Genomic DNA, 24,212 nt, shown 5'->3' on the forward strand with positions numbered 1-24,212 from the left:
CGGGAATCAGGTGTCGTCGGTGGCCGGAAGGGCGACGGCGTACACCGCCTCGGCGAGTGCTGTCACTTGGGTGGCCATGCCCGGCTTGCGCAGGTGCGGGGTGCGAGCGAGGTCGTCGACCAGTGCGATCACGACCTCGGTCAGCAGGGTCGCCGCCAAAGGCGAGAGCTCCGGGCGGTGTTCGGCGAGGACGGCGGCCCATTCGGCGACCAGCTCGTTGCGCACGCGGCGGGCGGTGTCGGCGGCCGGGTCGCCCAGGTACAGGCGTTCGGTCACGGCGATGCCCGCCAGGTCCGGGAACCGGATGGCGAAGGACACGTAGTACTCGGTCATCCGCGCCAGGGCGTCGGCGGGGCGCGTGGCGGCACCCTTGGCGGTGAACAAGCCCAGCGTCATCCACTCGTTCACCCGGTTGATCAGGGCGCCGAGCACCAGTTCCTTGCTCGGAAAGTAGTGGTACACACTGGGTCCCAGAATGCCGGCCGCCTCGCCGATGTCCTCCACCGACACCGCCGGGTACCCGCGTTCGGCGAACAGCCGCGCCGAGTGCTCGAGGATCTGCTCGCGCCGGGAGGTGAGAGGCACGACCGCGGGGGCCGCCCCGGCCGGTTCGGGCGGATCCAGCAATGCGATCGCCTCGGCCGCCGCCAGCAGAATCCGGTCGGACTCCGGTCGCGGCAATGTCCGCGTGTGGTGACCGGTGCTGGCCACCACCGACAGCACCGCCCACGCGAGCAGTTCGACCGTGGGCGAACCGGCGCCGTCGGGCCCGCCGCGATAGTCCGCGATGAGATCGGCGATGCGGCGCGCGATCGCGGTGAGCCGGGTGCGGACGACCGCGCGTTCCTCCGGCCGCAGGTGCCGGGCCTCCCGTTGCCAGAGCACCGCGTGGGACCGGCCGTCGAGGGTGACCTCGACCAGCGCCGCGATCGCCGAGCGGAACCGCGCGCGCGGTGTGGACTGCGCCGCCGCCTCGTCCAGCGCGACGTTGTAGGGGTCCTGGGACGCCAGCGCCACCGCGTACAGCAGCTCGTTCTTGTTGCGGTAGTGCCGGTACAGGGCTCGGGCGGTCACCCCGACCGACCGGGCGATGTCCTCCATCCGCACCGCGGCGAACCCCCGCGCCGCGAACATGTCCGCCGCTTCCTTCGCCACGGACAGCCTGCGGTCGCGCGGCCTGCGCCCTGATGCGGCGTCGCCGGCGGTCGCGGTCATCGATCTCCGGCGGCGGTCACCGCGGAGAGTTGTTCGCGCAGCACGTGTTTGAGCACCTTTCCAGCCGCCGACAGCGGCAGTTCGTCGGCGAAACTGACCGATCGCGGCACCTTGTACCCGGCGATCATCTGCTTGGTGAACGCGCGGATGTCCTCGACGCCGGGCCGCGTCCCCGCGCGCGGCACCACCACCGCGTGCACGCGTTCGCCGTACCGGTCGTCGGGCACGCCGACCACCGCGCACGCGGCCACGTCAGGGTGACCGGTCACCGCGTTCTCCACTTCGATGGAATACACGTTCTCCCCTCCCGTGATGATCATGTCCTTGATCCGGTCGACCAGGAAAAGATAGCCGTCCGCGTCGAGATAGCCGCCGTCGCCGGTGTGCATCCAGCCGCCGCGCAGCGCCTCGGCGGTGGTGTCGGGCAGGTTCCAGTAGCCCCGCATCACGCCGTCCCCGCGAACCACCACCTCGCCGACGACGCCGGCACCGACCGGACGCTCCTCGCGGTCGACCACGCGCAGCTCGCAGTGCACGGCGGGCCGCCCGACCGACCGCAGCCGATCCGATCCGGGCCGGTGGTCGGCCGGGGTGAGCATGGTCGCCACCGGGGAGAGTTCGGTCATGCCGTAGGTCTGCACGCACTCGAGGCTCGGCACCTTCGCGAGCACACGCTCGAGCACGGTCGTCGGGATCGGCGCGGCCCCGTAGACGAGGCGCCGCAGACTGCTCAGATCGGTGTCGTCGCAGTCCGGGTGCTCGAACACCATGCGCACCATGGTGGCCACCAGCAGCAGGTCGGTGACTCCGTGCGCGGCCACGGCCCGCAGCACCTCGCCCGGCTCGAACCTGGGGATCACCACCTGGGTGTTGCCGAGCGTCGTGTGCGCGACCCACCCCGCCAGGTCACCGAGGTGGAACATGGGCGCGGCGTGCAGCATCGACCCGCCGGGGGTGGCGAACCCGCAGGTGGCCATGGCGCCGAGCGCGGAGGTCATCAGGTTGTCGTGGCTGAGCATCACGCCCTTGGCGCGGCCGGTGGTGCCCCCGGTGTAGAACAGGGCGGCGAGACTGTCTCCGCCACGCCTGCTGTCCTCGACCGGATCTGCGCCCGCGATCAATTCCTCGACCGGCAGCATGCCCTCGGGCGCGGGTCCGTCGCCGCACCAGACGAGCTCGGCCAGGCCCGGACACCGCGCGCGGACCGCAGCGGCCGTCTCGGCGAATTCGTCTCCGACACAGAGGATCTTGGTGTCGCAGTCGTTCAGCGACGCGGCGATCTCCGGCACGCTCCACCGGATGTTGACGGTGTTGAGCACGCCGTCGGCCCAGCAGGTGGCGAGCAGATAGTCGAGGTAGCGGTCGGAATTGAGGGAGAGCATGCCGACCCGGTCGTCGGCGCGCAGGCCGAGCGCGCGCAATCCGCCGGCGAAACGGCGCACGCGCTCGGCCTGTTCGGCGAACGTGCGGGTGCGGTCGCCGTAGACGGAGGCGACGCGGTCGGGGTGGGCGGCCAGTGCCCGGTGCAGTCCCTGCGTGAGATACATGACGCTGTCCTGGTTCTCGTGGCGGTTCGCGGTCAGGTGGTCAGCAGGACGCACGCCGCCACGCCGGGTGCGCCGTAGACCTGGGTGTAGCCGACCCGCGGCGTGCCGGGCACCTGCCGCGCCCCGGCCTGTCCGCGCAACTGCACGCAGATCTCGTGGATCTGGCGCAGCCCGGACGCGCCGATGGGTTCGCCGTTGCAGAGCAGCCCGCCGTCGGTGTTGATCGCGAGGCGGCCGTCGAGGGCGGTGGCGCCGGACCGGACGAGCCGCTCCTGTTCGCCGTCGGCGCAGAATCCGTTCTCCGCCATATGCATCAGCTCGGCGCCCGCCTCGGAATCCTGGAGCTGAGCCACCCGCACTTCGTCGGGCCCGATGCCCGCCATGTCGAAGCAGGCGGCCGCGGCGGCGACCGTCGGGGCGGGGGCACGCTCGGCGGGCAGCGAGGTCGAGAAGACCTCGAACGAGCTGAACTGCCTGGTGCGCACCGAGATTCCGCGGATGTAGACCGGAGTGTCGGTGTAGCGGTGGGCGTGCTCGGCCGGGCACACCACCAGCGCGGCCGCACCCTCGCTGGGCGCGCAGAACATGTACTTGGTGAGCGGGTGGTTCAGCATGGGCGCGGCGGCGATCTGTTCGGCGGTGAACGGCTCCCGGCGCCACGCGGTCGGGGTCCGCGCACCGTTGCGGTAGCTCTTGGCCGCGATCTCGGCGAGCAGGAACGGATCGATGCCGTGGTCGTGCAGGTAGCGGTTGATCTTCATGGCGAAGAACTGGGTGGTGAGCATGAGACCCGTGTCGCCGTACCAGGATTCGAGCCCGAACAGGGCGGGGTTCACGTCGAAGGCGCCGCGCGCGTGTTTGTCGAATCCGACGACCAGTCCCAGGCCGCCCTGCCCGGCGGCGACGGCGTTGCAGGCCATCGCCACCGCGCTGCCCGCCGTGGCGCATCCGTTGGACACGTTCACGAACGGCAGGCCGGTCAATCCCATCCACCGCACCAGGGAGTCGGCCGTCGTGCCCTCGCCCGCGGCGGTGTTGGCGCCGTAGGACCCGCCGAAAGCGAAATCTATGTCACGCCACTCGACTCCCGCGTCGCGCAGTGCGGCACGCGCCGCCAGCGCGCCCATCGCCACCGCGGACACCCCCGGATGCCTGCCGAACGGATACAGCCCGATGCCGACGATCGCGGTGTCCATGCGGTCACCCCCCGTCCTCGGCCAGGGGGCGGAAACAGTGGATCGACCGCGCGCCGCCCGCACTCTCGAACGCGCACAACCGCACCCGCATCGGCATTCCGATCGCCAGCGACTCCGGGTCCGCGCAGTCGATCCGGCCTTCGACCAACCCCTGACCCGCGAACTCGACGTATCCCACGGCGTAGGGGATGAATTCGCCCACCCCCGCGTACGGCGGTGATTTCGGCGGGAAGTTCTGGATCGTGAAAGTCCACAGCGTGCCGGTCTCGCGATACTCCGTCTCGAGCAGATCGCCGCGACCGCAGCGCGGGCAGGTCGACTGAACGGGGAAGGTCGTGACATCGCAAGGCGCGCAACGGCTGCCGAGCAGGCGCGGCGCGTCCGGCTCGCCGGTGAACAGGTGCGCGGCGAGGGGAGCGAGAACGTCCGGCATCAGCCCTCCGCGCCGATGAGTGCGTAGGCGAGCACGAGGGTTTCGTCGCCGTCGTTGAACCACCCGTGCGGTGTGCCGTTCTGCACCAGGCAATCCCCCGGGGCGACGGCGACTTCCACGCCGGGGCCGCGCATCGTGCCGTGCCCGCTGAGCACGACGACGTAGTCGACGGTCCGGGTGGTGTGCTCGCCCGCCCGTTCGGTGGAGAAGGTCTCGGCCGCGCCGGGCAGCGCCGCCTCCATCTCCGCGGCGGCCGCCGCCAGGTCGGCACCGGGCGGCGGAATGTAGTCGATTCCCGGTGGGATACACAGGAATCCGAACCGAACCCCGGGCGGGGCGGGATAGAACGGGGCCTTGCGGTCACCGTCGGACGCGGCGGCGACCGGCAGCGCGGGCTTGTCCGTCTCCCAGACGCGGTAGATCTCCACGCCGGGCAGCAGGGTCGCGGTCACCGGTTCGACGGGGCCGTCGTCGAGCACGACGGTGTCTCCGTTCGCGGCGGTACCGAGGACGATCCGGCGATTCTTCATGGGGGTGAACCTCTTTCGACAGGGTGCGGTCAGTGCGGGAAGGCGGCGGCGAACGCTTCGAGTTCGCGCGGGATGTCCGGCCCGGCCGGCTGGTAGACGATCTCGGTGGTGCCCGCCTCGGCGAGTTCGGCCAGCCGGTCCCGCCAGCGGGCCGGGTCGAGGGCGACGCCGGTGGCCGCCATCAGCTCGGCGGTGACGAACGGCCGGTCCCGGTCGTTCACCGAGTGCAGGTGCCCCTCGTGCAGGGCGAGGTGGCGTTCGCGTTCGGGGACGTCGCGATACGCGGTCTCGGCCCACTCGCGTGCGCCCGGGATCAGGTCGAACATGCCGAATTCGCTGGCCACGTGCAGCAATACGCTCGCGCCGTGTCCGGCGGCCGCGATCGCGCGCTCGGAGCCCGGGTCCTCGCCGTCGTCGAGGACGGTGCCGAACACGACCTGGGAGCTCCACGCGAAGCCGGGGATCGGTTTGGTCACGGCGAGCACACCGTCGGCGTGCTTGCGCGCCACCTCGATCCCTTTCGGCCCCTCGGCGGCCACCACCCACGGCACAGTGACGGGGCGGGCCGGGGCGAACGGCGCCTCGTGCAGCATCCGCATCGGCGCGCCCTCCCACTCGACCTGCTCACCGGCCAGCAGGGCTTTGACGGCTTCGATGTAGCCGGCGACATCGCGCCAGCGCGACGGTCGCTGCCCCATGCTGACCCGGCCGGTGAATCCGGTCCCGACGCCGACCGCGACGCGATCGGCGCCGGCGAGGGACACCAGTTCGGCGATCGCCGCGGCGGTCACCATCGGGTGTCGTAGCGAGGGGACGAGCACGCCGGGCCCCAGTCCGATGCGCTCGGTGCGCTCGGCGGCGCGGCACAGCTGGACCCAGACGTCGGCGTAGAGGGCGGGCGAATCGTAGAACCAGGCGCGCGCGTAGCCGAGTCGTTCGGCCACCCGCGCGTGTTCGTGGCTGGCCAGCGAACTGGTCAGCGAACACGACAGGGTGAGTGTCATCGGGGATCTCCCAAGGCGCGGTCTGCGGACTCGCCGAGCAGCGAAGTCCATGAAGACTAGATATGTCGTAGGTCATACCGTAGCACCGACTCCCCGCGGTGGGCAATGGTTGCTAGGTCGACTTGAAGAGCCGAATCCGCAGGGATCACCGCACTTACTGGCGCATGAGCTGGAAAGCGGGGCTGGACAACTAGCGTCCCAGGGGTGAAAGTCAATGATGACTAGAATGACTACAACCGCGCTTCGGAGAGCGTCGACCACACCCGACAGGCTGGAGGTTCACCATGCAGCACCGTTCGCCCTGGGTGGACGACGAAGTCGCCGCGCTCGCGGAGATGGCCCGGCGTTTCATCACCCGCGAGGCGCTGCCGCATCGGCAGCGCTGGCTCGACCAGGGCCACGTCGACCGCGAATTCTGGCAGCGCGCGGGCGCGGCCGGGCTGCTGTGCGCGTCGATTCCGGAGGAGTACGGCGGTGGCGGCGGCACCCTCGCCCACGACCTGGCGGTGTTCCGCGCGCCCCTGCAACTGACCGAAACGGGATTCGGCATCGGCAACGCGGTGCACAGCGGCGTCGTGGCGCACTACCTGCTGGCCTACGGCAACGAGGAACAGAAACGACGCTGGTTGCCGGGTATGGCGGCCGGCACCGCGATCGGCGCGATCGCGATGACCGAACCGGACGGCGGCTCGGATCTCCAGCGGCTGCGCACCCGCGCGGTCCGCGACGGCGACCACTTCCTCGTGGACGGCGCGAAGACGTTCATCAGCAACGGAACCCAGGCCGACCTGGTGATCGTGCTGGCCAAGACCCGGCAGGGCGCGGGCGCGAAGGGCATCTCGCTGCTGCTGGTCGAGACCGGGAGCACCGCGGGATTCCGGGTCGGCCGCCGCCTCGACAAGATCGGCTTGCACGCCCAGGACACGGCGGAGCTGTTCTTCGACGCGATGCGGGTGCCCGCCGCGAATCTGCTCGGCGAACCCGATCGCGGCTTCGGCTACGTCATGACCCAGCTCGCCAGGGAACGGCTGCTGCTCGCCGACAGCGCGCTCGCGGTGGCCGAGGAGGCGCTCACCCTCACCGTCCGCTACACCAAGGAACGCCACATCTTCGGCGCGCCGCTGTTCGCGATGCAGAACACCCGCTTCGAGCTGGCGCGCTGCGCGACGCTCACCCGCACCACCCGTGCCTTCGTCGACGCCTGCGTCATGGACTGGTTGCGCGGCGAGCTCGACACCGCCTCGGCGTCGATGGCGAAGGCGCACGCCACCGAAGTGCAGGGTGAGGTCCTGGACCGCTGCCTGCAACTGTTCGGCGGCTACGGGTTCACGCTCGAGTATCCGATCGCGCGGATGTACGCCGACGCCCGCGCCCAGCGGATCTACGGCGGCGCCAACGAGGTGATGAAGGAACTGATCGCGCGGTCGCTGTAGCCCGCCGTCAGGCGGTCCGGTCGGCGACCGGGACGAGGTCGGCGAGGTGGGTGCGGAGGAGGTGGTTCACCTCGTCGGTGCGTTCCAGTTGGACGAGGTGGCCCGCGTCGGCGATCTTGGTGACCGCGCGCAGGCCGGGGACGTGGGCGCGGAGGGTGCCGAGGGGGTCGCGGCCGCTGAAGCCTTCCATGTCGGGGTCGCGGTCGCCGTAGAGGAAGTAGGTGGGGACGGTGATCTTCGCGTCGGCGAAGTCGGCGGTGAGTTCCCAGTTGCGGTCCAGGTTGCGATACCAGTTCAGGCCGCCGGTGAAGCCGGTGCGTTCGAATTCGGTGGCCAGCGTGTCGAATTCGGACTCCGAGAGCCAGCGCCACGGTAGCGCGGGCGCGTCCGGCAGCACGTCGAGGTAGCCGGTGCCCTCGGCGGGAAACCGCCAGGTATCGAGGTAGTGGTAGTCGGCGCTCAGCGAATGGTAGACCCGGGCGAGGAACTCCCGAGGCCGCGCACCGAGCTCCGCATCCGCCACGCCCGGACGCTGGAAATAGTCGAGGTGCAGGAAGTGGCGCTGCGCCGCCTTCGCCCACAACTGCGACGGCGCGCGGGGCGGGCGCGGCGCGTACGGGTTGTTCAGCACGATCAGGCCCGCGACCCGCTCGGGCGCGCGCAGCGCCAGCTCCCACACCAGGGCCGCGCCGAAATCCAGCCCCACGAACACCGCGCGCGGCTCCCCCAGGTCGTCCAGCAGGCCGAGCAGGTCACCGATGACGGCGGCGTTGGTGAACGCCGACACGTCGTCGGGGCATTCGGTGCGACCATATCCGCGCAGATCGGGGGCCAGCGCGCGGTACCCGGCGGCCGCGACGGCGGCGAGTTGGCGGTGCCACATGAACCAGGTGTGCGGGAACCCGTGGCAGAAAACCACCGGATGCCCCGTGCCCTGCTCCGCCACGTGCAGCCGGATGCCGTTGGTCTCCACGATCCGATGCGTCAGTTCCACCGGTGCCTCCAAATCTAGAACCTGTTCTACATTCACGGTAGTGTCCCGGAGTTGTGAGCGGAATACCTGGGAATCTGCACGGCCGGGTCGCGGTCGTCACCGGCGCGAGCCGCGGCATCGGCAAGGGCATCGCGCTGGAACTGGGCGCGGCGGGCGCCACGGTGTACGTCACCGGCCGGTCCGCCGCCGCCGGACGGCTGCCGGGCACGGTGCACGCGACGGCGGAGGAGATCGACGCGCTGGGCGGCACCGGGGTGCCGTTCGTCTGCGACCACCGCGACGACGACGCGGTCCAACGCCTGTTCGAGCGCGTGCGCGAGGAGCGCGGCCGCCTCGACGTACTGGTGAACAACGTCTACAACTCCCCCGCCGCCGCGCGCTGGCTCGGCAAGCCGTTCTGGGAGGTGCCGCCCTCGGCGTGGGACGAGACCTTCGACGTGGGCGTCCGATCCCATTACGCGGCAGCGTGTTTCGCCGCGCCACTGCTGATCGCCTCGCGCGGGCTGCTGGTGAACATCTCCTCCCCCGGTTCGCAGCGCTATATGCACAACGCCGTCTACGGCGTCGCCAAGACCGCGCTGGACCGGCTCACGGCCGACCTCGCCCACGACCTCACCGGCACCGGCGTCACCGCCGTCTCCCTGTGGCCCGGCATCGTGAACACCGAACTGCTGCAAATGGTTCCGGCCGACGCGCAGGGACGCCGACTGGTCACACTGCCCGGCGAGGGCACCTTCGATCTGGCCGCCGCCGAGTCCCCGCACTTCCCGGGGCGCGCGGTCGCCGCGTTGGCGGCCGACCCGGATCGACTATCCCGCACCGGAAAGGCTTGGCGCGTCGCCGATCTCGCCGACACCTACGGATTCACCGACGTGGACGGGCGAATCCCGCGCTCCGGCTGAGCTATCCGGCGCAGACGGCGTCGACCACGCCGAGGAAATCCCGGACCGGCCGGGGCGGTTCGGGTTTCGCGCGCCAGGCGAGCAGGACGCGCGACGGCGGCGCGTCGGGAATCTCGCGGTAGACGACGCCCGGATGCGGCGCGCGGACGCGGGCGAGTTCGGGCACCACGCCGATGCCGCGCCCGGCGGCGACCAGCTCCAGCCATTCGTCGAAGTTGGTGCAGGTGACGACCTCGCGCACGGGGTCGGACTCGGGCCAGGACGCGGCGTCGGTGGTGCCGGAGACCGTGTTGACCACCAGCGGCCAGTGGGCCAGACCGGCCCACGTGCGGGGTTCGCCGGTCGCCAGCGCGGAAGACGCCGAGACCGCGAGCACCCGGCGTTCGGTCGCGATCACCCGCGAGGCGAACCGGCTCGGCAACCGAATATGCCTGCGGTACACCGCGATATCGATGGTGCGGGCGTCCAGCGCGGCGATCGGGTCCTCCACCCGGCGCGGGCGCAGCCGCCCGCCGCGCGCCTCGTACCGTTCGCGCACCGCCGCGAACCAGGCGTCGGGCAGCAGCCAGGCGAAACCGATCTCCACCGCCGAGCGGCGCAGCAGTTCGGCGCGCACCGCATCGATGTCGGCGACGATGCGCCGGGCGTGCTCGAGCAGCGTGGCCCCTTCGTCGGTGAGGCCGAAGCGGCGCGAAGTGCGTTCGACCAGACGGCATTCCACGAGCCGTTCGAGCTGCTGGACGGTCCTGGTGAGCGCGGGCTGGCTCATGTGCAGGCGAGCGGCGGCCCTCGTGTAGTTCGCCTCCTCGCACAGCACGAGGAACGCGCGCAGATGCCGCAGCTCGATATCCATGCATTCAGCGTATACATGGTGCGCAAGAGGCATTTCCTGGAGGGGGTGGCCGGGCTGCCCAGCCGCCCCCTCCGGGCAGCCGTTACCGCGCGAATGCGCTCACTTCCGTGGGAACGGACTGTTGATCGTGGTGAAATACTGGGCGGCTGCCATGATCGCGACGGGCGCGGTGACCAGAATCTGCCCCGCGACGGTGCCCAGAGCGCCTACGGCGAGAACGCCCCCCAGGCAGCCGACAGCAGCCGCGGGAATGAACGGCCCGAACAGGCCGACGATAGTGGCCGAGGCGACGGTAGCGCCGACGATGCCGCCGAGCACGCATCCCACGGCGGCGCCCCCGAGCCCGCCGACGAGTGTGCCGACCGCCGCCCCCATGGAGATGGTGGACGTCAGGCGACTCCACGCGGCCTGCTCACGTTCGTATTCCGACTTCCACGGCGCCTGGTCCTCGTACGGCAGAGCCACCGGGTGGTACCGCGCGTGCGCCACGCCGAACTCCGGCGTCAGGGTCGCGGTCCGCCCGCTGATGTCCGCGGCGATCGGAAATACGAAGTCGTCTACGCGGAAGGACAATTCGGCGCCCGCCAGCACAGTCCCGTCGTCCGCGAGGACTTTGAACGTGCCGTCCTCGACGATCAGCGAGCCTGCATCGGTGGTGATCACGGTCGCACCCTCCGCGGCCGACGCGGTGAACGCGACGCCCTCGGGCTCCGGCGCGGCGCCCGCCGCGCCCGCTCCCACGCCGAGCGCTGTGACCAGCAGTGCGCAGGTCGCGGCCAGACTTCTTCTCATTTCGGTACTCCTCATCCCTACCGGCCGGTGCGGATCCACCGGCCTCGGCGAGAAGACCGTCGCGAAGATCTCCGCGGTCGGCGCGTCGGCACGGCCTTTGTCTGTCGCACGATCGACAACGCCTATCGCCACGCCGCGATTACCCGTCGCTCCCCGAAACTCGACTCGACGAACAAGCGAGGAGGACGCGGATGGCGCGGCTGCGGATCGACGCGGTGTCGAAGCGATACGGCGAGGCCGAGGTGGTGTCGGGGGTGTCGCTCGACGTCGCCGACGGCGAGTTCCTGGTGCTGCTGGGCCCGAGCGGCTGCGGCAAATCGACACTGCTGCGGCTGGTCGCCGGACTGGAGACGCCCACCTCGGGCCGAGTTCTCCTGGACGACAACGACATCACCGAGACCGCGCCGCAGCGCCGCGACCTCGCCATGGTGTTCCAGAGCTACGCCCTCTACCCGCACCTGACGGTCGAACGCAATATCGCCTTCCCGTTGCGCGCCCGGCGCCACTCCCGCGCGGAGATCGCCGACCGCGTCGCCCGTGCGGCCGATGCGCTCGACCTCACCCCGCTGCTGCGCCGCAGGCCCGCGCAGCTGTCAGGCGGCCAGCGGCAGCGCGTGGCGCTGGCGCGCGCCATGGTGCGCGAACCCGGCGCGTTCCTCATGGACGAGCCGCTGTCGAACCTGGACGCGAAGCTGCGGGGCGCGACGCGCGCCGGTCTCATCGACCTGCACGACCGCCTCGGCGCGACCTTCCTCTACGTCACGCACGACCAGGTGGAGGCCATGACGATGGCGAACCGCATCGCCCTGCTCGACGCCGGGCGCCTCGCCCAGATCGGTTCGCCCACCGAGCTGTACGACCGTCCGCGATCCACTTTCGTGGCCGGTTTCCTCGGCGCGCCACCGATGAACCTGCTGGCCGCCACTGTCGTGGAACGCGACGGTGAACTGCGCGCTGTCGCGGACGGATTCGACGCCGCCCTCGGCATCACGGGCGCGCAGCGGGCGAGAACCGTCACCGTGGGCGTGCGCCCCGAGCGGCTGCGCCTGGTCGCGGCGGGCGCGTTGCGCGGACGGGTGACGCTGGTGGAGAACCTCGGCAGCGAGGAACTGCTGCACGTGGATCTCGGCGGCGGACGCCGGATCTGCGCACGCGCACCGCGTCCCGCGGGCCCGCGCGCGGGCGACCTCGTCCAGCTCGACGCCGAGCCCGCCGACCTGCACCTGTTCGATCCCGGATCCGGGCTGCGCCTGGAGTGGATCGACACCGAATCCCCGGCCCTGTCCGTGGCCTGAACCTTCACTGCCCCAAGTTTTTCCGACACCGAGGAGATACCTTCCCGTGAAACGTCCAGCCTCCCTCGCGGGCCTGGCCCTGGCGACCGCGCTGCTGGTGGGCGCCTGCGGCGGATTCGGCGCCACCGCGGGCGAATCCGCCGACGCGACGGCCCCGATCCCCGAACTCGCACCGGACCAGCAGGTTTCGATCGTCTTCGAGTCCTACAACTACGGCATGGCCGGCGCGTGGACCGACACCTTCGACGCCCTGATCGACGAATTCCACGCCGCGCACCCGAATATCACGGTGACGCCGCGGAAACCGCAGGGCAACAGCCCCAATCCGGCCACCGACACCATCTCCAGCATCCAGAGCCAGATCGTCGCGGGCGCACCGCCCGACGTCGCGCAGCTCGGGTTCAGCGATCTCGACTTCACCGTGAACCAGTTGCGCGCCAAGCCCTTGGACACGCTGTTCGGCACCGAGGCCGTGCAGCGCAACTTCGACGGCGCACGCCACCCCTACGCCGACACCGCCCGCACGCTGGCGGATTGGGACGGCAAGACCTACGGTGTGCCGTTCGTGTTCTCGACGCCGGTGCTGTACTACAACGCCACGCTGTTCGCCGAGGCCGGCCTCGATCCGTCCCGCCCGCCCGCGACCTGGCAGGAGGTGGCCGACGCGGCCGCAGCGATCGCCGCGGGCACCGGCAAGGACGGCGTCTACATCGACTGCCTCACCAAGGCGGCCAAGGATTGGTGCTTCCAGTCGCTGGTGCGCTCCAACGGCGGACGCGTGATCTCCGAGGACCGCACCACCCTCACCTACGCCGACGACGCCGCCGTCGAAGTCGCCGCCATGGCACAGGATCTCGTGCGTTCCGGCGCGATGCCCGCGCTCAACCAGAAGCAGGGCTACGAGGCGTTCGGGCGCGGTGAGATCGGCATGATCCTCGAAACCAGCGCCGTCCAGGGTCAATTCGTCACCGGGGCGAAGGACCGCTGGGATCTGCGGTCCGCGCCGATGCCGAGCTTCGGCGGCAAGCCGACGGTGCCCACCAATTCCGGTGCGTCGCTGTATGTCCTGGCGGAGGACGCGGCCAAGCAACGCGCGGCGTGGGAACTGATCACGTTCCTCACCAGTGAGCGGGCGTACGTGCGGATCTCGCAGGGCATCGGGTACCTGCCGCTGCGCACCGGGTTGCTCGACGACCCCGAGGGACTGCGGGACTGGGCGGCGCGCAACCCGCTGCTGGCCCCGAATGTCGCGCAGCTGGCGACCATGGAGCCGTGGATCTCCATGCCGGGCAACAACTATCTCCAGATCCGGGACGGCATGATGGAGGCCGTCGAAGCGGTCGTCTTCCAGGGCGCCGATCCGAAGTCCACGCTGACCGCCGCCCAGGTGCGGGGCGCGACACTGCTGCCGGCCGCATGAACGCCGTCACGGTCGTCCAGCTCACCGACACGCACCTGCGCCGCGAGGGCGAACTGGTGCACGGCGCGGTCGACACCCACGCCACCCTGCGGCGCGTCCTGCACCGCCTGGTGGCCGCCCGCAGACCCGTGGACGCGCTGGTGCTCTCGGGCGATCTGGCCGACGACGGCGCACCCGAGGCGTATCGGCGGCTGCGCGCGCTGATCGAGCCCGCCGCCGCCGAACTCGGCGCGAAGGTCCTCTACGCCATGGGAAATCACGACGAGCGGGTCGCGTTCGCGGCGGAACTGCTGGACCGCGAAACCCACACCGACTCCCCGATCGACAGCGTGGCGGAGGTCCGCGGCCTGCGGATCATCGTGCTGGACAGCACGATTCCCGGCCTGCACCACGGGCGGTTGCTCCCCGGACAGCTCGCGCGGCTCGCCGCCGAACTGCGCGTCCCGGCACCGCGCGGCACGCTGCTGGTGCTGCACCACCCGCCGATCCCCTCGCCGATCACCGGGCCCGACCTGCTGCGCCTGCGCGATCCCGAGGGCCTCGGCGGGGTGCTCGCGGGCTCGGATGTGCGGCTGATCGTGTGCGGGCACAACCACGCCACCGCCACCGGAGCGCTGGCCGGTGTTCCCGTGTGGGTCGGTCCGGCGCTGTCCTACGGCATCGACACCTTCGCGCCCGCCGGACGGCACCGGGGTTTCGCGGCGAGCGGTTTCAGCCGCATCGACGTGACGGAAGAGGCCGCGGTGGTGACGGCGGTCGACGCCACGCCCGCCCGCGCCGTCTACGACCGCGACGAGCGCGTCGTTCTCGACCAACTCGCCGCGCTCGGTTCCGGGCGGGAGTGAGCCGGTGTTCGTCCTCGAAGCACCACCGGCGCAGCCGGATTCACCGAGCGCCACACCGGCGTCGCGGCCTCGGCTGCGGCGCGCGGGCCGGGCGGCCGTGCCCTACCTCTACCTGCTGCCCGCGCTCGCCTTCCTGGTGGTGTGGACCTACCGGCCGCTGGTGCAGGCGGTCGAGCTGTCGATGTATTCGTGGAACCTGCTGCCCACCTCACCCGCCGAACCCGTCGGCACGGCGAATTACCGTCGGCTGCTGGAGCTTCCGTCGTTCCGCGACTCGCTGGTTCGCACGGCCGTCCTGATCGGCGGGCTGCTGCCGTTCACCGTGCTGCTCCCCCTCGCGCTCGCGCTGCTCGGGCGGCGCGTCGGTGCCCGCGCCCGAACCGTCTATCAGGCGCTGATCTTCACGCCGTTCCTCGTCGCGCCGGTCGCCGCGGCGGCCGTGTGGCGGTGGCTGCTGCATCCCGGCGGCGGCGCTGTCGACCGGCTGCTGGGCTCCGGGCGCAACTGGGTGTACGACGCCACCACCGCGCACCCGGTCATCATCGCGATCACCGGGTGGCAACTGCTGGGCTTCGCCACGCTCGTCGTCGCGGCCGGATTGGCCGGGATCAACCCGGATTACGACGAGGCCGCCCGCGTCGACGGGGCGAGTTCCGGACAGATCCGGCGCTGGATCACGCTGCCGCTGCTCACCCCCACGCTGCTGTTCCTGGTGCTCACCACCGTGCTGCTCACCCCGACGCTCACCTTCCCGCTCATCGATGCGATGACCCAGGGCGGCCCCGCGCAGGCGACCACGAACGTCTACTACCTGTTGTGGGACTATGCCTTCCACAGCTTCGACGCCGGGCTCGGCGCGGCGGCGGGTGTTCTGCTCTTCGGCGGATTCGCCGTGATCGCCGGGGTGCTCGTCCGGCTCTCGGAAAAGGTGTCGTTCCATGACGATTGAGCGAATCGGCGCGTTCGCGGCGCGGTTCGGCAGCCACCTGGTCCTCGGGATCATCGCGCTGATCTGCGTGTTTCCCGTGTACTGGTTGTTCGCGACGGCGTTGCGGCGGCCCGAAGACGTGATGTCGCTGTCGCCGGTGCCCTGGCCGCTCTCGGTGGCGAACTTCGCCGACGCGGCTCGGAAGGTCGATCTGGCACAGCTTTTCGTGAACACCACCGTCGTGGCGTCGGTCTCGGCGGCGGCGCAACTGCTGGTCGCGCTGCTCGCGGCCTACGCGTTCGCCGTCTACACCTTCCCGCTGCGGCGGGTGCTGTTCCTGGCGTTCGTGGGCGCGTGGCTGGTGCCGTTCCAGGTGACGATGCTGCCGAACTACGTGCTGCTCAACCAGTTCGGGCTCATCGACACCTTGCTGGGCGTGATCCTGCCGACGGTGTGCTCCGCACTGGCGGTGCTGCTGTTGCGCCAGCACATGGCCGCGTTCCCCCGCGAGCTGATCGACGCCGCGCGCCTCGACGGCCGCTCGTCGTGGTCGATCCTGTGGACCGTGGTGGTGCCCAACCTGCGGCCCGCGCTCGCGGCACTGAGCATCCTGCTGTTCGTGAACGCGTGGAACGAGTACTTCTGGCCCGCCGTGGTGCTGCGCCGGTCCAACGGCGTGCTGCAACTCGGCTTGCGCAGCTTCATGGGCACCGAGGGCGACGACTGGGGGCCGATGATGGCGGTGGCCGGGCTGGCGTGCCTGCCGGTGCTACTGCTGTATCTGGTGCTCCAGCGCCAGATCGTCCACGCGTTCGTGCGCTCGGGGTTGAAGTGACGGCGCCGCGTCGACGCGGGTGGCGGTGATCGCGTCGAGGAACAGCTCGACCGCCGGATTGTGCTCCTCGGCGCGCCACACGGCGAACAGGTCCAGCGTCGGCACGGGGTCGAGCAGTTTGACCGCCACCGCCCCGCTGTCGGGCGCGCCCATATTCATCGACCGGGCGCGGGGCAGGGAGGCGAAGCCGACGAACGGGCGCACCGACACCATGTGCGCGGTCGCGCCGGGATCGTCGGCGGTCTGGGCGACGTCGAGGCCGATGCGGTTGTCGGCGGCCGCGCGGAAGATCGAGTCGTACATGGCCGGGCACTGGTCGCGGGCGAACAGCACGCACCGCTGCTCGGCCAGTTCGGCGAACCGCACCCCGGTGCGCCCGGCCCAGCGATGCGTCCGGCCCACCACCGCGACCAGCGGGATGCGGCGCAGCAGCGGGCGGTAGCGGAACGCGGCGGTGCTGGGGTGCCCGTAGACCAGGGCGAGGTCGAGGGTGCCGTCGGCGAGTGCCGCCAGCTGCGGACCGGTCCGCTTCTCCCACAGCGACACGGTGATGTGCGGATGCTCGCGCGCCAGGTGGGCGAGCACGTCCGGGAGCACGTGCTTGCTCGCGGGCAGGTTGTAGCCGACGCTCAGGCTGCCGGAGTGCCCCGCCGCCGCGAGCTTCGTGACGGCCGCGGCGCGGTCGAGCTGGGCGACGATGGCGCGGGCCTGGCCCTCGAACTCCCGCCCGGCGGCGGTGAGCCGCACCTCGTGGGAGTTGCGGACCACCAGCTGGACGCCGAGAGACCGCTCCAGTTTCTGCAACTGGGCGCTCAGGCTGGGCTGGGTGAGGTGCAGGCGCCCGGCGGCGCGGCCGAAATGCAACTCCTCGGCCAGGGCGAGAAACGAAACGAGATGCCGCAGCTCCATGCCGACTCCTTCCCGTGCCCGTCACCGTAGCGGTGTCGAGTAACCGGGAATGAATCGCGAGCGAACATCGGCGACAGCCCGGGTGGCCGGGCCGTGGCCGCTCAGGAGAACTTGATCTCGAGTCCGATGCCGAGGATGGCGATCAGCCAGATGACGCCGACGAAGATGGTGACGCGGTCCAGGTTCTTCTCCGCCACGGTGGAGCCGGACAGGCTCGACTGCACACCGCCACCGAACAGGCTGGACAGACCTCCGCCCTTGGCGCGGTGCAGCAGCACCAGCAGCACCAGCAGCACGCTGGTGATGATCAGGAGGATATCCAGGAACATCCGCATGCGGGCAAGTCTATGGGGTGGGTCGCGCATCCGGCGAAACGGGGGCGCACGCCCTGGGCGAACAGGCGTTCACAGCCGCTGCACGGCGACCAGGTGGGTGATCCGGTCCTCCCCCGCCGAGAACTCCACGACCGCGCGTTCGCGCAGCTGATCCTGGGCTGTGAGCCGCACCTGATGTTGCTGCATGTGCTCGGCCCAGGAGCGCACCACGAACGCCTCCACGTAGCGGTCGACCACGCCCACGTCACGGTAGAGCCGCCATTCCATCGCGCCGGTGCGCTGGCGGGAGCGGCCGACGAACACCATCGCGGCCAGGAACTCCTCCACCCGGTCGGCCGGGACATCGTAGTCGCGCAGCACGAGGACGGGACCGTCGTCGGGCGCGGGTTCCTCGACCAACTGCGGTTCCGGCCAGAACGCGGAGGGCGTGAGGTCGAGGATCTCGGCGTCGTCGCGGATCGGCAACCACACGCTGCTCAGCGCGCTCGCCGCCAGCAGCGCCGCCGCGATGAGCAGCGCACCGACCGCGCCGATCGCGCCCGCGACCAGGCCCCACACCAGCGACCCGATGGCCTGGCCGCCCATGAACACCAGCATGTACACCGACAGGCCGCGCGCCCGCACCCACGCGGGCAACAGCAATTGCATGGTCGCGTTCATGGTCGACATGGCCAGCAGCCAGGCCAGGCCGGCGCCGAGCAGCAGGATCAGCACCACCGCCGCGTTCGGCACCAGTGCCGCGCCCGCCGATCCCAGCCCGAACAGCACCGCCGCCACGGTGAGCCGCTGGGTGGGGGTGAGCAGGGTGCGGATGCGGGTCAGGCTCACCGCGCCCAGCACCGCGCCGAGGCCCAGCGCGCCGAGCAGCAGGCCGTAACCGGAGGCGGACATGTCGAGCGAATCGCGGGCGATCACCGGCAGCAACGCCCACAGCGCGCTCGCGGGGGCGATGAACAGAATCGAGCGGAGCAGGACGCGCCGGATCGCCGGTGCCGCGCGGATGAACCGGGTGCCCGCTTGCAGGGCGGCCAGCGGGCGTTCCGACGGCAGGGTGCTGCCGTTCACGGGGCGCCGCCAGAACGCCAGAACCGCGACGATCCCGCCGAAGGACAGCGCGTTCAGCGCGAAGACCAGCGTCGGCCCGGACAGCGAGACCAGCACGCCCGCCACCGCCGGACCCACTGCGCGCCCGATATTGATGTTCATGCTGCCCAGCGCCGCCGCCGACGGGATCTGTTCGCGCGGAACGAGTTCCGGCTGGACCGCCTGCCACGCGGGCGCGGTGAGCGCCTGCCCGCAGCCGAGCAAGAACAGCAGGGTCAGCAGCACGGCGGGCGTCGTGTTGCCGAGCGCGGTCGAAACCGCCAGCACCGCCGCTATCACCGCCATGGTCGCCTGCGCGCCGAGCAGCAGCCGCCGCCGGTCCACCAGATCCGCCAGCACACCCGACGGGATCGACAGCAACATCACCGGCAACGTGATCGCCGTCTGCACCAGCGACACCAGCGTCGCCGCGTTCGGCTCGTCCACCAGCAACCACTGCGCACCCACCGTCTGCATCCACGTCCCGAGATTCGAGACGAGCTGCGCCACCCACAGCGCCCGATAGATCGGCGACCGCAAGGGGGCCCACGTGGACAGCGGAGTCGTCGCGTCGGCGGTGGTCATTCGGTCGAGCATAGTTCGACCCGCGCTCTAGTCGCGCCCAGCAACGAACCGGTTTCCCGCACTGCGGGGAAGCCGCAGGATTCGCGTGGCCGTCATCCGAGATAGCCGATCCGTCGATCCGCTCTCCGCGCCACGCCGCCACGACGGGCGACGACGACCGATTCTTCTTCGTATGCGGCGACTCCGAATTCCCCCGTACTTCACCGTTTCGGCACGGTCGCGAGCCGAACCTCTCCGCGCTCGATGAAAGGGCGGGGGCCGGTTCCGACCGCATCAGGGGAACCGACAACGGACGCCCGATCATCGTCGGACACGCAACCAACGACCGAGCCGCTGGGCGACCGGCGAGCGAGGTGATTCCGCGTGGCGAGCACGTCCACAGCCGTCGTGCTGGGGCCGATGCGTGCAGGTGCTATCCGACCGACCCTAGCGGTGGGGAGTGAGTGCGGCTGGGCCTTGCTCGGGCCGGATCGTGTTTCCGCTGTATGGTTCGGGGTCTCGGCAGTCGGGGAGGTTGATTCATGGTGCGGCCCGGTGGGGTGTTCGCCGGATTCCAGGTGGAGCGGGTGCTCGGCCAGGGCGGGATGGGCGTGGTGTATCTGGCGCGGCATCCGCGACTGCCGCGTCTCGTAGCGTTGAAGGTGCTCGCGGCGGGGATGGGGGCGGATTCGGAGGAACGCGCGCGGTTCGAGCGGGAAGGCGAGGTGGTCGCGCGGCTCGATCACCCGAACATCGTCGCCGTGTACGACCGGGGCGTCGAGGACGATCGGCTGTGGATCGCGATGCGGTACGTGGACGGTGTCGACCTGTCGCAGATCCCGCCGCTCAGCCTCACCCCGCAGCAGTCGGTCCTCGTCGTCACCGAGACGGCGCGGGCGCTGGACTACGCGCACGCCGTGGGCGTCCTGCACCGCGACGTGAAACCGGGCAACATCCTGATGGCGCGCCCCGAACCGGGCCACGGGGAACGAATCCTGCTCACCGACTTCGGGATCGCCCGCCTGCGCGACGACACCAAAAACCTCACCCGCACCGGAACCTTCCACGCCACGCTCACCTACGCCTCGCCGGAACAGCTTTCGGCGCTGCCGCTGGACGCCAAGTCCGACCAGTACTCGCTCGCCTGCACGCTCTACACCCTCCTCACCGGCGCGCCGCCGTTCGACGCCGACAGCGCGACAGCCGTCATCGCCGGGCACCTGCACCACCAGCCCCCGCCGCTGAGTAGTCGTCGCCCCGACCTACCGCCCGCGCTGGACGCCGTGCTGGCCCGGGCGCTGGCGAAAGAGCCCGGGGACCGCTTCACCACCTGCGCGGAGTTCGCCGACGCGGCCAGGGACGCGCTCGCCGGTGCGCCCCAGGTGGGGCACGCGCCGCCCACCGCGCTGGGCTACTTTCCGGCGGGTGCGGCGTCCGGGTTCGGCGGACCGGTGTCGGGATCCGCTGCGGCAGGCTCGGAAAGCGTTCCGGCGCAAGACACCCCGCTGTCGCTCGGGAAAGGTCCCGGTGCGGAATCGACTTCGACGCCGCCGGAGTTCCAGCGGTCCGGACCCGACTGGGGTTTCTCGGGCGCCCCGCCGACCGTGTCCGGCGGGCGAGCCGCCGATTCCGGTGCGCCCCATTACGACTCCCATGACTCGCACCCCGAATCCGCGGACTCACGACCCGAATCCGCTGGCGCGCACCCCGGACGCCTCGGCTCCCAACCCGGACTCCCCAGCGCACAACCGGACTCCCCCGGCAGGCACCCACGACTCCCCGGCTCGCAACCCGGATTCCCGGGCCCGCAGAGCGGATTCCCTGGCGCGCCCGGCGCCGACTGGAACGCCTACGGGCAACCCGTCAGCCCTCCGAATTCCTCACCTGCCAAAAGGAATTCGACCGTCACCGCCCTCACCGTGGGCGCGGCGGCGATCGTACTGATCGCCGTCGTCGCGGCGGTCGCCTATACCGTATCCCGTTCGTCGGATCCGGGCACCCCGGCCGCCGGAACCACCAGCACGCCCACGACCGCGAACGCCAACCCCGTCTCCGGTGACGAACCCCGCCCCGGAACACCGAAATCCGGTGCGGTGGAATGCTCTTACCCCGCCTCGAACAGTCCCGCCGCGAAACCGGTGCGCCCACCCGAAAGCCGGTACACGGCGGGTCCGACGGTCACGGCGGACCTGAACACCTCGCAAGGCCCGCTGCGACTCACTCTGGCCTCCGCCCAATCCCCGTGCACGGTAAACAATTTCGTCAGCTTGGTCGAACAGGGCTACTACGACGACACCTCCTGCCACCGCATCACCACCAACGAGAATCTGCGCGTGCTGCAATGCGGCGACCCCAGTGGCATCGGAACCGGCGGCCCCGGTTACAGCTTCGACGACGAGTACCCTATCGACGAGTACGCGGGCGACACGTCCGCCATGGTCACCTACGCGCGCGGCACGGTCGCGATGGCCAACGCCGGGCCCGGCACCAACGGCAGCCAGTTCTTCCTCGTCTGGGGCGATTCGGCGCTGCCCCCGAGCTACACCATCTTCGGCACCCTGTCCGACGAGAGCCTGTCCACCCTGGACAAGATCGCGGCGGTGGGCACCGACGGCACCAACGGACCCGACGACGGGCGTCCGGTCACACCGGTGATCATCGAACAGGCGACCGTCAGCTGAACGGGCGCGGGCCGATCAGCTTCCGGCCGATTCGAAACCTCCTGACTACGAGTGGTTCTCGACCCAGGTCGGCGCGTCGAGGGCGAGTACGCGCACCCAGCTCGGCTCGCACCCACCTCGGCGCGGGTCACACCGGTTCGGCGGGGCGAGGACCGCTCGACCGGGTCGACCGCCGGCGCTGCGTAATCCGCAGCCTCTCGGCGGCCGAGGACCATCCCACCGCGCGGCCGAGGGCGCCCGCCGCGAACATCACCGCGCCCGCGATCTTGCCGAACCAGCTCTCGTTGGCGACGAAGTGCGCGACCGTCAGCGCCGCGAACAGGAAGGTGCCGAACCGGTAGGCGCCGGGCGTGCGACTGCCCTTGCCGCGACCGGCGGCGCGAATCCTTTCACGGTGCCGCACGGCGGCCAGCCGCTCTTCGCGAGTGGGATCGCCAGCACCCGAAAGGCCTTGCCGCTCGGCTTACGTGTATCGAGAACGCCAGCGTTCGTCCTGACACCCAGCACGCCACGAGCGAACTCACCCAACTCGACGCAGTCCGCGCCGCACTCGGATGGCACGTGCGGGCGACGTCAACGCATCATCGTCCCCTCATACGTAGTCGCGCAGAGCGGGGTCGGCGGCGATGCGGGCGGCGATGTCCGGGCTCGGCGCATACCGCCGGGAGTCGACGATCCATTCGCGCCGAAGCTCGGGGATGACGATCTGGTGGCCGTCGTGATCGTGGGTCGGTGCGCCCGACCAGTCCATCGGGGCGTCGGCCGCGTCGAAGGCCGGGCCGTCGGTGCGGCCGTCCTGCGCCAGCAACGCCATCGTGACGCCGAGGTAGTCGTTCCACTCCGCGTACGACGTCGTGAGGGTGAGCGCGCGAGGTACGGAGAGGCGAACCAGGCACACGCCGCGCGCCCATTCATGGTCGCCGAGCAGTAGCTCGGCTGTCATGCGCACCGGCCCCCGCCGCCAGGCCCGGCCCGGCCAGCACCACACCGGCGGTGCGCCGTGGCAGGCGATGCTCCGGCGCTCCATCTCCGCGACCATCGCCCGATAGGCGGGCCGCCAATTCACCGTCACGCGATCCCAAGACGCGCGGTAGATCCCGTTCTCCGCCACAGCCGCAACAACTTTCGGAGATTGCAGCGTCCACAGTCGCACTGCCCCACCCTTCGACCCGCACGGCTGCTCGCCGCACTCCACGCGTCAACCTCTCACGACTACGCGCCCCACGCCACCTAATATCGCCGCGCCCGGATCGCCACCGGTCGATCAACCCGCTCTCAGCCGAGTCCGCGAGCGACTCAGCGGCATCGCCCAGGCCAGACGGCGCCGACCCGAATCGAACTCGGTAGGGATGCCGCCCGCGCCGTGCGCCGGCTGACGGACAAGTGCTCAGATCGCCGACGGAACACCATACCCAGCAACGGCATCCCATCGATCGACCACGCCAACCGCCGAACCAAGGCACACGACCCGCAACCACCGGGCACACCGAACCCCCGCACGACGAACCCATCACACGCCCGGACCTGCGCGTTCGTCAGCTCCGGCGCCGCGCGTCGGTAGCATCGCCGGTATGCCACGTTCACTCGTCCGATTCGCCCCGCTGTTGCTGCTCGTGTTCGGCGCCGCCGCCTGCTCGGGTGGTGGGGACGACACGGGTGAACCCGCCGCCACCACGCCCCCGCACGACCGCACCTTCCTGTCCACCGAGGTGGAGGGTGCGCCGATTCCCGGTGGCGGACCGCTGACGTTGACGTTCGGCACCGACCGGATCAGCGCCAATGCCGGATGCAACACCGCGTCGGGCACGGTGACGTTCGAGGGCGATGTGATGCGGGTCGGTCAGCTGGCCAGCACCCTGATGGGCTGTACCGGCGATACGGCGGGCGCCGACCAGTGGGTGGACACCCTCCTGAGTGCGAACCCCACCTGGCGGCTCGACGGCGACACGCTCACGCTGACCAGCGCCGACCAGACCGTCACCCTGCTCGACAAGAAGGTCGCCGACCCCGACCGACCCATCCAGGGCACCACCTGGGTCGTCACGGGCCTCAGCACCCCCGACGCGCACATCCGCTCCCAGGCGCTCGACGACGCGAAACCCACGCTCACCATCGCCGAGGACGGCGGCCTCACCGGCACGGCGGGCTGCAACCGCGTCATGGGCACGGCCACCGTGGAGCCCGGCCCCGACTCGACCGTGATCACCTTCCGCGCGGGCACCACCAAGATGATGTGCGCACCGGAGGTCATGGAGGTCGAAACCGCCGTGCTGCGAGCCCTCGACGGCCGCACCACCGCCACCGTCGACGCGAACCAGCTCACCCTCCGCAACGACAACGGTCACGGGCTGACACTCACCGCGCAGTAACCGAACCCCCGAACGCAAAAGCCCGCCGGGATCGAAACCCCGGCGGGCC

Annotated in this window: 23 protein-coding genes; 9 read left to right on the plus strand and 14 right to left on the minus strand. The window is 70.7% G+C overall.

Translation table 11 applies throughout. The annotated features are described in order from the left end of the window. Positions 1 to 6: 6 nt before the first annotated feature. Genes DFR74_RS00775 through DFR74_RS00800 form a run of 6 tightly spaced genes read right to left on the minus strand, consistent with a single transcriptional unit; the run spans position 7 to position 5,925 of the window. The gene (locus DFR74_RS00775) at positions 7 to 1,215 is read right to left on the minus strand and encodes a TetR/AcrR family transcriptional regulator (RefSeq protein WP_067509509.1); all 1,209 of its coding nucleotides are present in this window, start codon (positions 1,213 to 1,215) and stop codon (positions 7 to 9) included. Beyond that, positions 1,212 to 2,816: a long-chain-fatty-acid--CoA ligase gene (locus tag DFR74_RS00780; RefSeq protein ID WP_267898887.1), complete on the minus strand. Its 1,605-nt coding sequence runs from the start codon at positions 2,814 to 2,816 to the stop codon at positions 1,212 to 1,214. Before DFR74_RS00780 ends, DFR74_RS00775 begins: the two co-directional genes overlap by 4 nt. After that, on the minus strand, positions 2,795 to 3,958 hold the full coding sequence (locus DFR74_RS00785) for a thiolase family protein (RefSeq protein ID WP_067509512.1): 1,164 nt from the start codon (positions 3,956 to 3,958) through the stop codon (positions 2,795 to 2,797). Before DFR74_RS00785 ends, DFR74_RS00780 begins: the two co-directional genes overlap by 22 nt. A gap of 4 nt (positions 3,959 to 3,962) precedes the next feature. After that, complete coding sequence (locus tag DFR74_RS00790) at positions 3,963 to 4,391, minus strand: Zn-ribbon domain-containing OB-fold protein (protein ID WP_067509514.1); 429 nt, start codon at positions 4,389 to 4,391, stop codon at positions 3,963 to 3,965. Next, positions 4,391 to 4,921, minus strand: coding sequence for a cupin domain-containing protein (locus DFR74_RS00795; protein ID WP_067509516.1), 531 nt, complete (start codon positions 4,919 to 4,921; stop codon positions 4,391 to 4,393). The genes DFR74_RS00790 and DFR74_RS00795 overlap by 1 nt, the downstream gene beginning before the upstream one ends. Positions 4,922 to 4,950: 29 nt before the next feature. After that, positions 4,951 to 5,925 carry an LLM class flavin-dependent oxidoreductase gene (locus DFR74_RS00800; RefSeq protein WP_067509518.1) on the minus strand — a complete coding sequence of 325 codons (975 nt, stop codon included), beginning with the start codon at positions 5,923 to 5,925 and terminating at the stop codon, positions 4,951 to 4,953. A 284-nt stretch (positions 5,926 to 6,209) separates the two neighbouring features. On the opposite strand from DFR74_RS00800, the gene DFR74_RS00805 reads away from it, so the two are divergent. Beyond that, the gene (locus tag DFR74_RS00805; RefSeq protein WP_067509520.1) at positions 6,210 to 7,358 is read left to right on the plus strand and encodes an acyl-CoA dehydrogenase family protein; all 1,149 of its coding nucleotides are present in this window, start codon (positions 6,210 to 6,212) and stop codon (positions 7,356 to 7,358) included. A gap of 7 nt (positions 7,359 to 7,365) precedes the next feature. Here the strand turns inward: DFR74_RS00805 and DFR74_RS00810 are convergent, their stop codons facing one another. Further along, positions 7,366 to 8,352, minus strand: a complete 987-nt coding sequence (locus tag DFR74_RS00810) for an alpha/beta fold hydrolase (RefSeq protein ID WP_067509522.1) — start codon at positions 8,350 to 8,352, stop codon at positions 7,366 to 7,368. Positions 8,353 to 8,405: 53 nt separating this feature from the next. Between DFR74_RS00810 and DFR74_RS00815 the strand changes: the two genes are divergently transcribed. Beyond that, positions 8,406 to 9,254, plus strand: coding sequence for an SDR family NAD(P)-dependent oxidoreductase (locus DFR74_RS00815; RefSeq protein WP_067509524.1), 849 nt, complete (start codon positions 8,406 to 8,408; stop codon positions 9,252 to 9,254). Between the two features lies 1 nt (position 9,255). On the opposite strand, the gene DFR74_RS00820 is transcribed toward DFR74_RS00815, so the two are convergent. Continuing rightward, the gene (locus tag DFR74_RS00820) at positions 9,256 to 10,107 is read right to left on the minus strand and encodes a LysR family transcriptional regulator (RefSeq protein WP_067509526.1); all 852 of its coding nucleotides are present in this window, start codon (positions 10,105 to 10,107) and stop codon (positions 9,256 to 9,258) included. Positions 10,108 to 10,206: 99 nt separating this feature from the next. After that, positions 10,207 to 10,899: a hypothetical protein gene (locus tag DFR74_RS00825; protein WP_067509528.1), complete on the minus strand. Its 693-nt coding sequence runs from the start codon at positions 10,897 to 10,899 to the stop codon at positions 10,207 to 10,209. A gap of 191 nt (positions 10,900 to 11,090) precedes the next feature. Here DFR74_RS00825 and DFR74_RS00830 point away from each other — a divergent pair, with 191 nt between their 5' ends. The 5 genes from DFR74_RS00830 to DFR74_RS00850 are packed head-to-tail and all read left to right on the plus strand — an operon-like array spanning position 11,091 to position 16,222. Beyond that, positions 11,091 to 12,194 carry an ABC transporter ATP-binding protein gene (locus DFR74_RS00830; RefSeq protein WP_067509530.1) on the plus strand — a complete coding sequence of 368 codons (1,104 nt, stop codon included), beginning with the start codon at positions 11,091 to 11,093 and terminating at the stop codon, positions 12,192 to 12,194. Positions 12,195 to 12,240: 46 nt separating this feature from the next. After that, positions 12,241 to 13,614, plus strand: a complete 1,374-nt coding sequence (locus tag DFR74_RS00835; RefSeq protein ID WP_067509532.1) for an ABC transporter substrate-binding protein — start codon at positions 12,241 to 12,243, stop codon at positions 13,612 to 13,614. Continuing rightward, positions 13,611 to 14,459, plus strand: a complete 849-nt coding sequence (locus tag DFR74_RS00840; protein WP_067509534.1) for a metallophosphoesterase — start codon at positions 13,611 to 13,613, stop codon at positions 14,457 to 14,459. Before DFR74_RS00835 ends, DFR74_RS00840 begins: the two co-directional genes overlap by 4 nt. Before the next feature lie 4 nt (positions 14,460 to 14,463). Then, on the plus strand, positions 14,464 to 15,408 hold the full coding sequence (locus DFR74_RS00845) for a carbohydrate ABC transporter permease (RefSeq protein WP_084537688.1): 945 nt from the start codon (positions 14,464 to 14,466) through the stop codon (positions 15,406 to 15,408). Further along, on the plus strand, positions 15,398 to 16,222 hold the full coding sequence (locus tag DFR74_RS00850; RefSeq protein ID WP_067509536.1) for a carbohydrate ABC transporter permease: 825 nt from the start codon (positions 15,398 to 15,400) through the stop codon (positions 16,220 to 16,222). The genes DFR74_RS00845 and DFR74_RS00850 overlap by 11 nt, the downstream gene beginning before the upstream one ends. Here DFR74_RS00850 and DFR74_RS00855 read toward each other — a convergent pair. The 3 genes from DFR74_RS00855 to DFR74_RS00865 form a co-directional block, all read right to left on the minus strand. After that, positions 16,157 to 17,131, minus strand: a complete 975-nt coding sequence (locus DFR74_RS00855; RefSeq protein WP_067509538.1) for a LysR family transcriptional regulator — start codon at positions 17,129 to 17,131, stop codon at positions 16,157 to 16,159. The two genes, DFR74_RS00850 and DFR74_RS00855, sit on opposite strands and share 66 nt — an antisense overlap. Before the next feature lie 101 nt (positions 17,132 to 17,232). Then, entirely contained in the window at positions 17,233 to 17,466 is a 234-nt protein-coding gene (gene secG, locus DFR74_RS00860; RefSeq protein ID WP_067509540.1) for a preprotein translocase subunit SecG, read from the minus strand. Between the two features lie 69 nt (positions 17,467 to 17,535). Continuing rightward, the gene (locus DFR74_RS00865; protein WP_067509567.1) at positions 17,536 to 19,134 is read right to left on the minus strand and encodes an MFS transporter; all 1,599 of its coding nucleotides are present in this window, start codon (positions 19,132 to 19,134) and stop codon (positions 17,536 to 17,538) included. A 521-nt stretch (positions 19,135 to 19,655) separates the two neighbouring features. Between DFR74_RS00865 and DFR74_RS35790 the strand changes: the two genes are divergently transcribed. After that, positions 19,656 to 21,794: a protein kinase domain-containing protein gene (locus DFR74_RS35790; RefSeq protein WP_067509542.1), complete on the plus strand. Its 2,139-nt coding sequence runs from the start codon at positions 19,656 to 19,658 to the stop codon at positions 21,792 to 21,794. 127 nt (positions 21,795 to 21,921) lie between these two features. On the opposite strand, the gene DFR74_RS00875 is transcribed toward DFR74_RS35790, so the two are convergent. Next, entirely contained in the window at positions 21,922 to 22,197 is a 276-nt protein-coding gene (locus tag DFR74_RS00875; protein ID WP_067509544.1) for a hypothetical protein, read from the minus strand. Positions 22,198 to 22,386: 189 nt separating this feature from the next. Next, positions 22,387 to 22,905 (minus strand): hypothetical protein, encoded by a 519-nt coding sequence (locus DFR74_RS00880; RefSeq protein WP_232331757.1) that lies wholly within the window; start codon positions 22,903 to 22,905, stop codon positions 22,387 to 22,389. Between the two features lie 460 nt (positions 22,906 to 23,365). Here DFR74_RS00880 and DFR74_RS00885 point away from each other — a divergent pair, with 460 nt between their 5' ends. Then, positions 23,366 to 24,163 carry an META domain-containing protein gene (locus tag DFR74_RS00885; RefSeq protein WP_067509549.1) on the plus strand — a complete coding sequence of 266 codons (798 nt, stop codon included), beginning with the start codon at positions 23,366 to 23,368 and terminating at the stop codon, positions 24,161 to 24,163. Positions 24,164 to 24,212 lie beyond the last annotated feature (49 nt).

It is taken from the genome of Nocardia puris (assembly GCF_003315035.1).
In the GTDB taxonomy this organism is placed as follows: domain Bacteria; phylum Actinomycetota; class Actinomycetes; order Mycobacteriales; family Mycobacteriaceae; genus Nocardia; species Nocardia puris.

Coding starts and splice junctions, on each gene's coding strand:
- DFR74_RS00775 (WP_067509509.1), bottom strand. CDS start 1,215: ATGACCGCGACCGCCGGCGACGCCGCATCAGGGCGCAGGCCGCGCGAC.
- DFR74_RS00785 (WP_067509512.1), bottom strand. CDS start 3,958: ATGGACACCGCGATCGTCGGCATCGGGCTGTATCCGTTCGGCAGGCAT.
- DFR74_RS00790 (WP_067509514.1), bottom strand. CDS start 4,391: ATGCCGGACGTTCTCGCTCCCCTCGCCGCGCACCTGTTCACCGGCGAG.
- DFR74_RS00795 (WP_067509516.1), bottom strand. CDS start 4,921: ATGAAGAATCGCCGGATCGTCCTCGGTACCGCCGCGAACGGAGACACC.
- DFR74_RS00800 (WP_067509518.1), bottom strand. CDS start 5,925: ATGACACTCACCCTGTCGTGTTCGCTGACCAGTTCGCTGGCCAGCCAC.
- DFR74_RS00805 (WP_067509520.1), top strand. CDS start 6,210: ATGCAGCACCGTTCGCCCTGGGTGGACGACGAAGTCGCCGCGCTCGCG.
- DFR74_RS00820 (WP_067509526.1), bottom strand. CDS start 10,107: ATGGATATCGAGCTGCGGCATCTGCGCGCGTTCCTCGTGCTGTGCGAG.
- DFR74_RS00825 (WP_067509528.1), bottom strand. CDS start 10,899: ATGAGAAGAAGTCTGGCCGCGACCTGCGCACTGCTGGTCACAGCGCTC.
- DFR74_RS00830 (WP_067509530.1), top strand. CDS start 11,091: ATGGCGCGGCTGCGGATCGACGCGGTGTCGAAGCGATACGGCGAGGCC.
- DFR74_RS00840 (WP_067509534.1), top strand. CDS start 13,611: ATGAACGCCGTCACGGTCGTCCAGCTCACCGACACGCACCTGCGCCGC.
- DFR74_RS00850 (WP_067509536.1), top strand. CDS start 15,398: ATGACGATTGAGCGAATCGGCGCGTTCGCGGCGCGGTTCGGCAGCCAC.
- DFR74_RS00855 (WP_067509538.1), bottom strand. CDS start 17,131: ATGGAGCTGCGGCATCTCGTTTCGTTTCTCGCCCTGGCCGAGGAGTTG.
- secG (WP_067509540.1), bottom strand. CDS start 17,466: ATGCGGATGTTCCTGGATATCCTCCTGATCATCACCAGCGTGCTGCTG.
- DFR74_RS00865 (WP_067509567.1), bottom strand. CDS start 19,134: ATGACCACCGCCGACGCGACGACTCCGCTGTCCACGTGGGCCCCCTTG.
- DFR74_RS35790 (WP_067509542.1), top strand. CDS start 19,656: ATGGTGCGGCCCGGTGGGGTGTTCGCCGGATTCCAGGTGGAGCGGGTG.
- DFR74_RS00885 (WP_067509549.1), top strand. CDS start 23,366: ATGCCACGTTCACTCGTCCGATTCGCCCCGCTGTTGCTGCTCGTGTTC.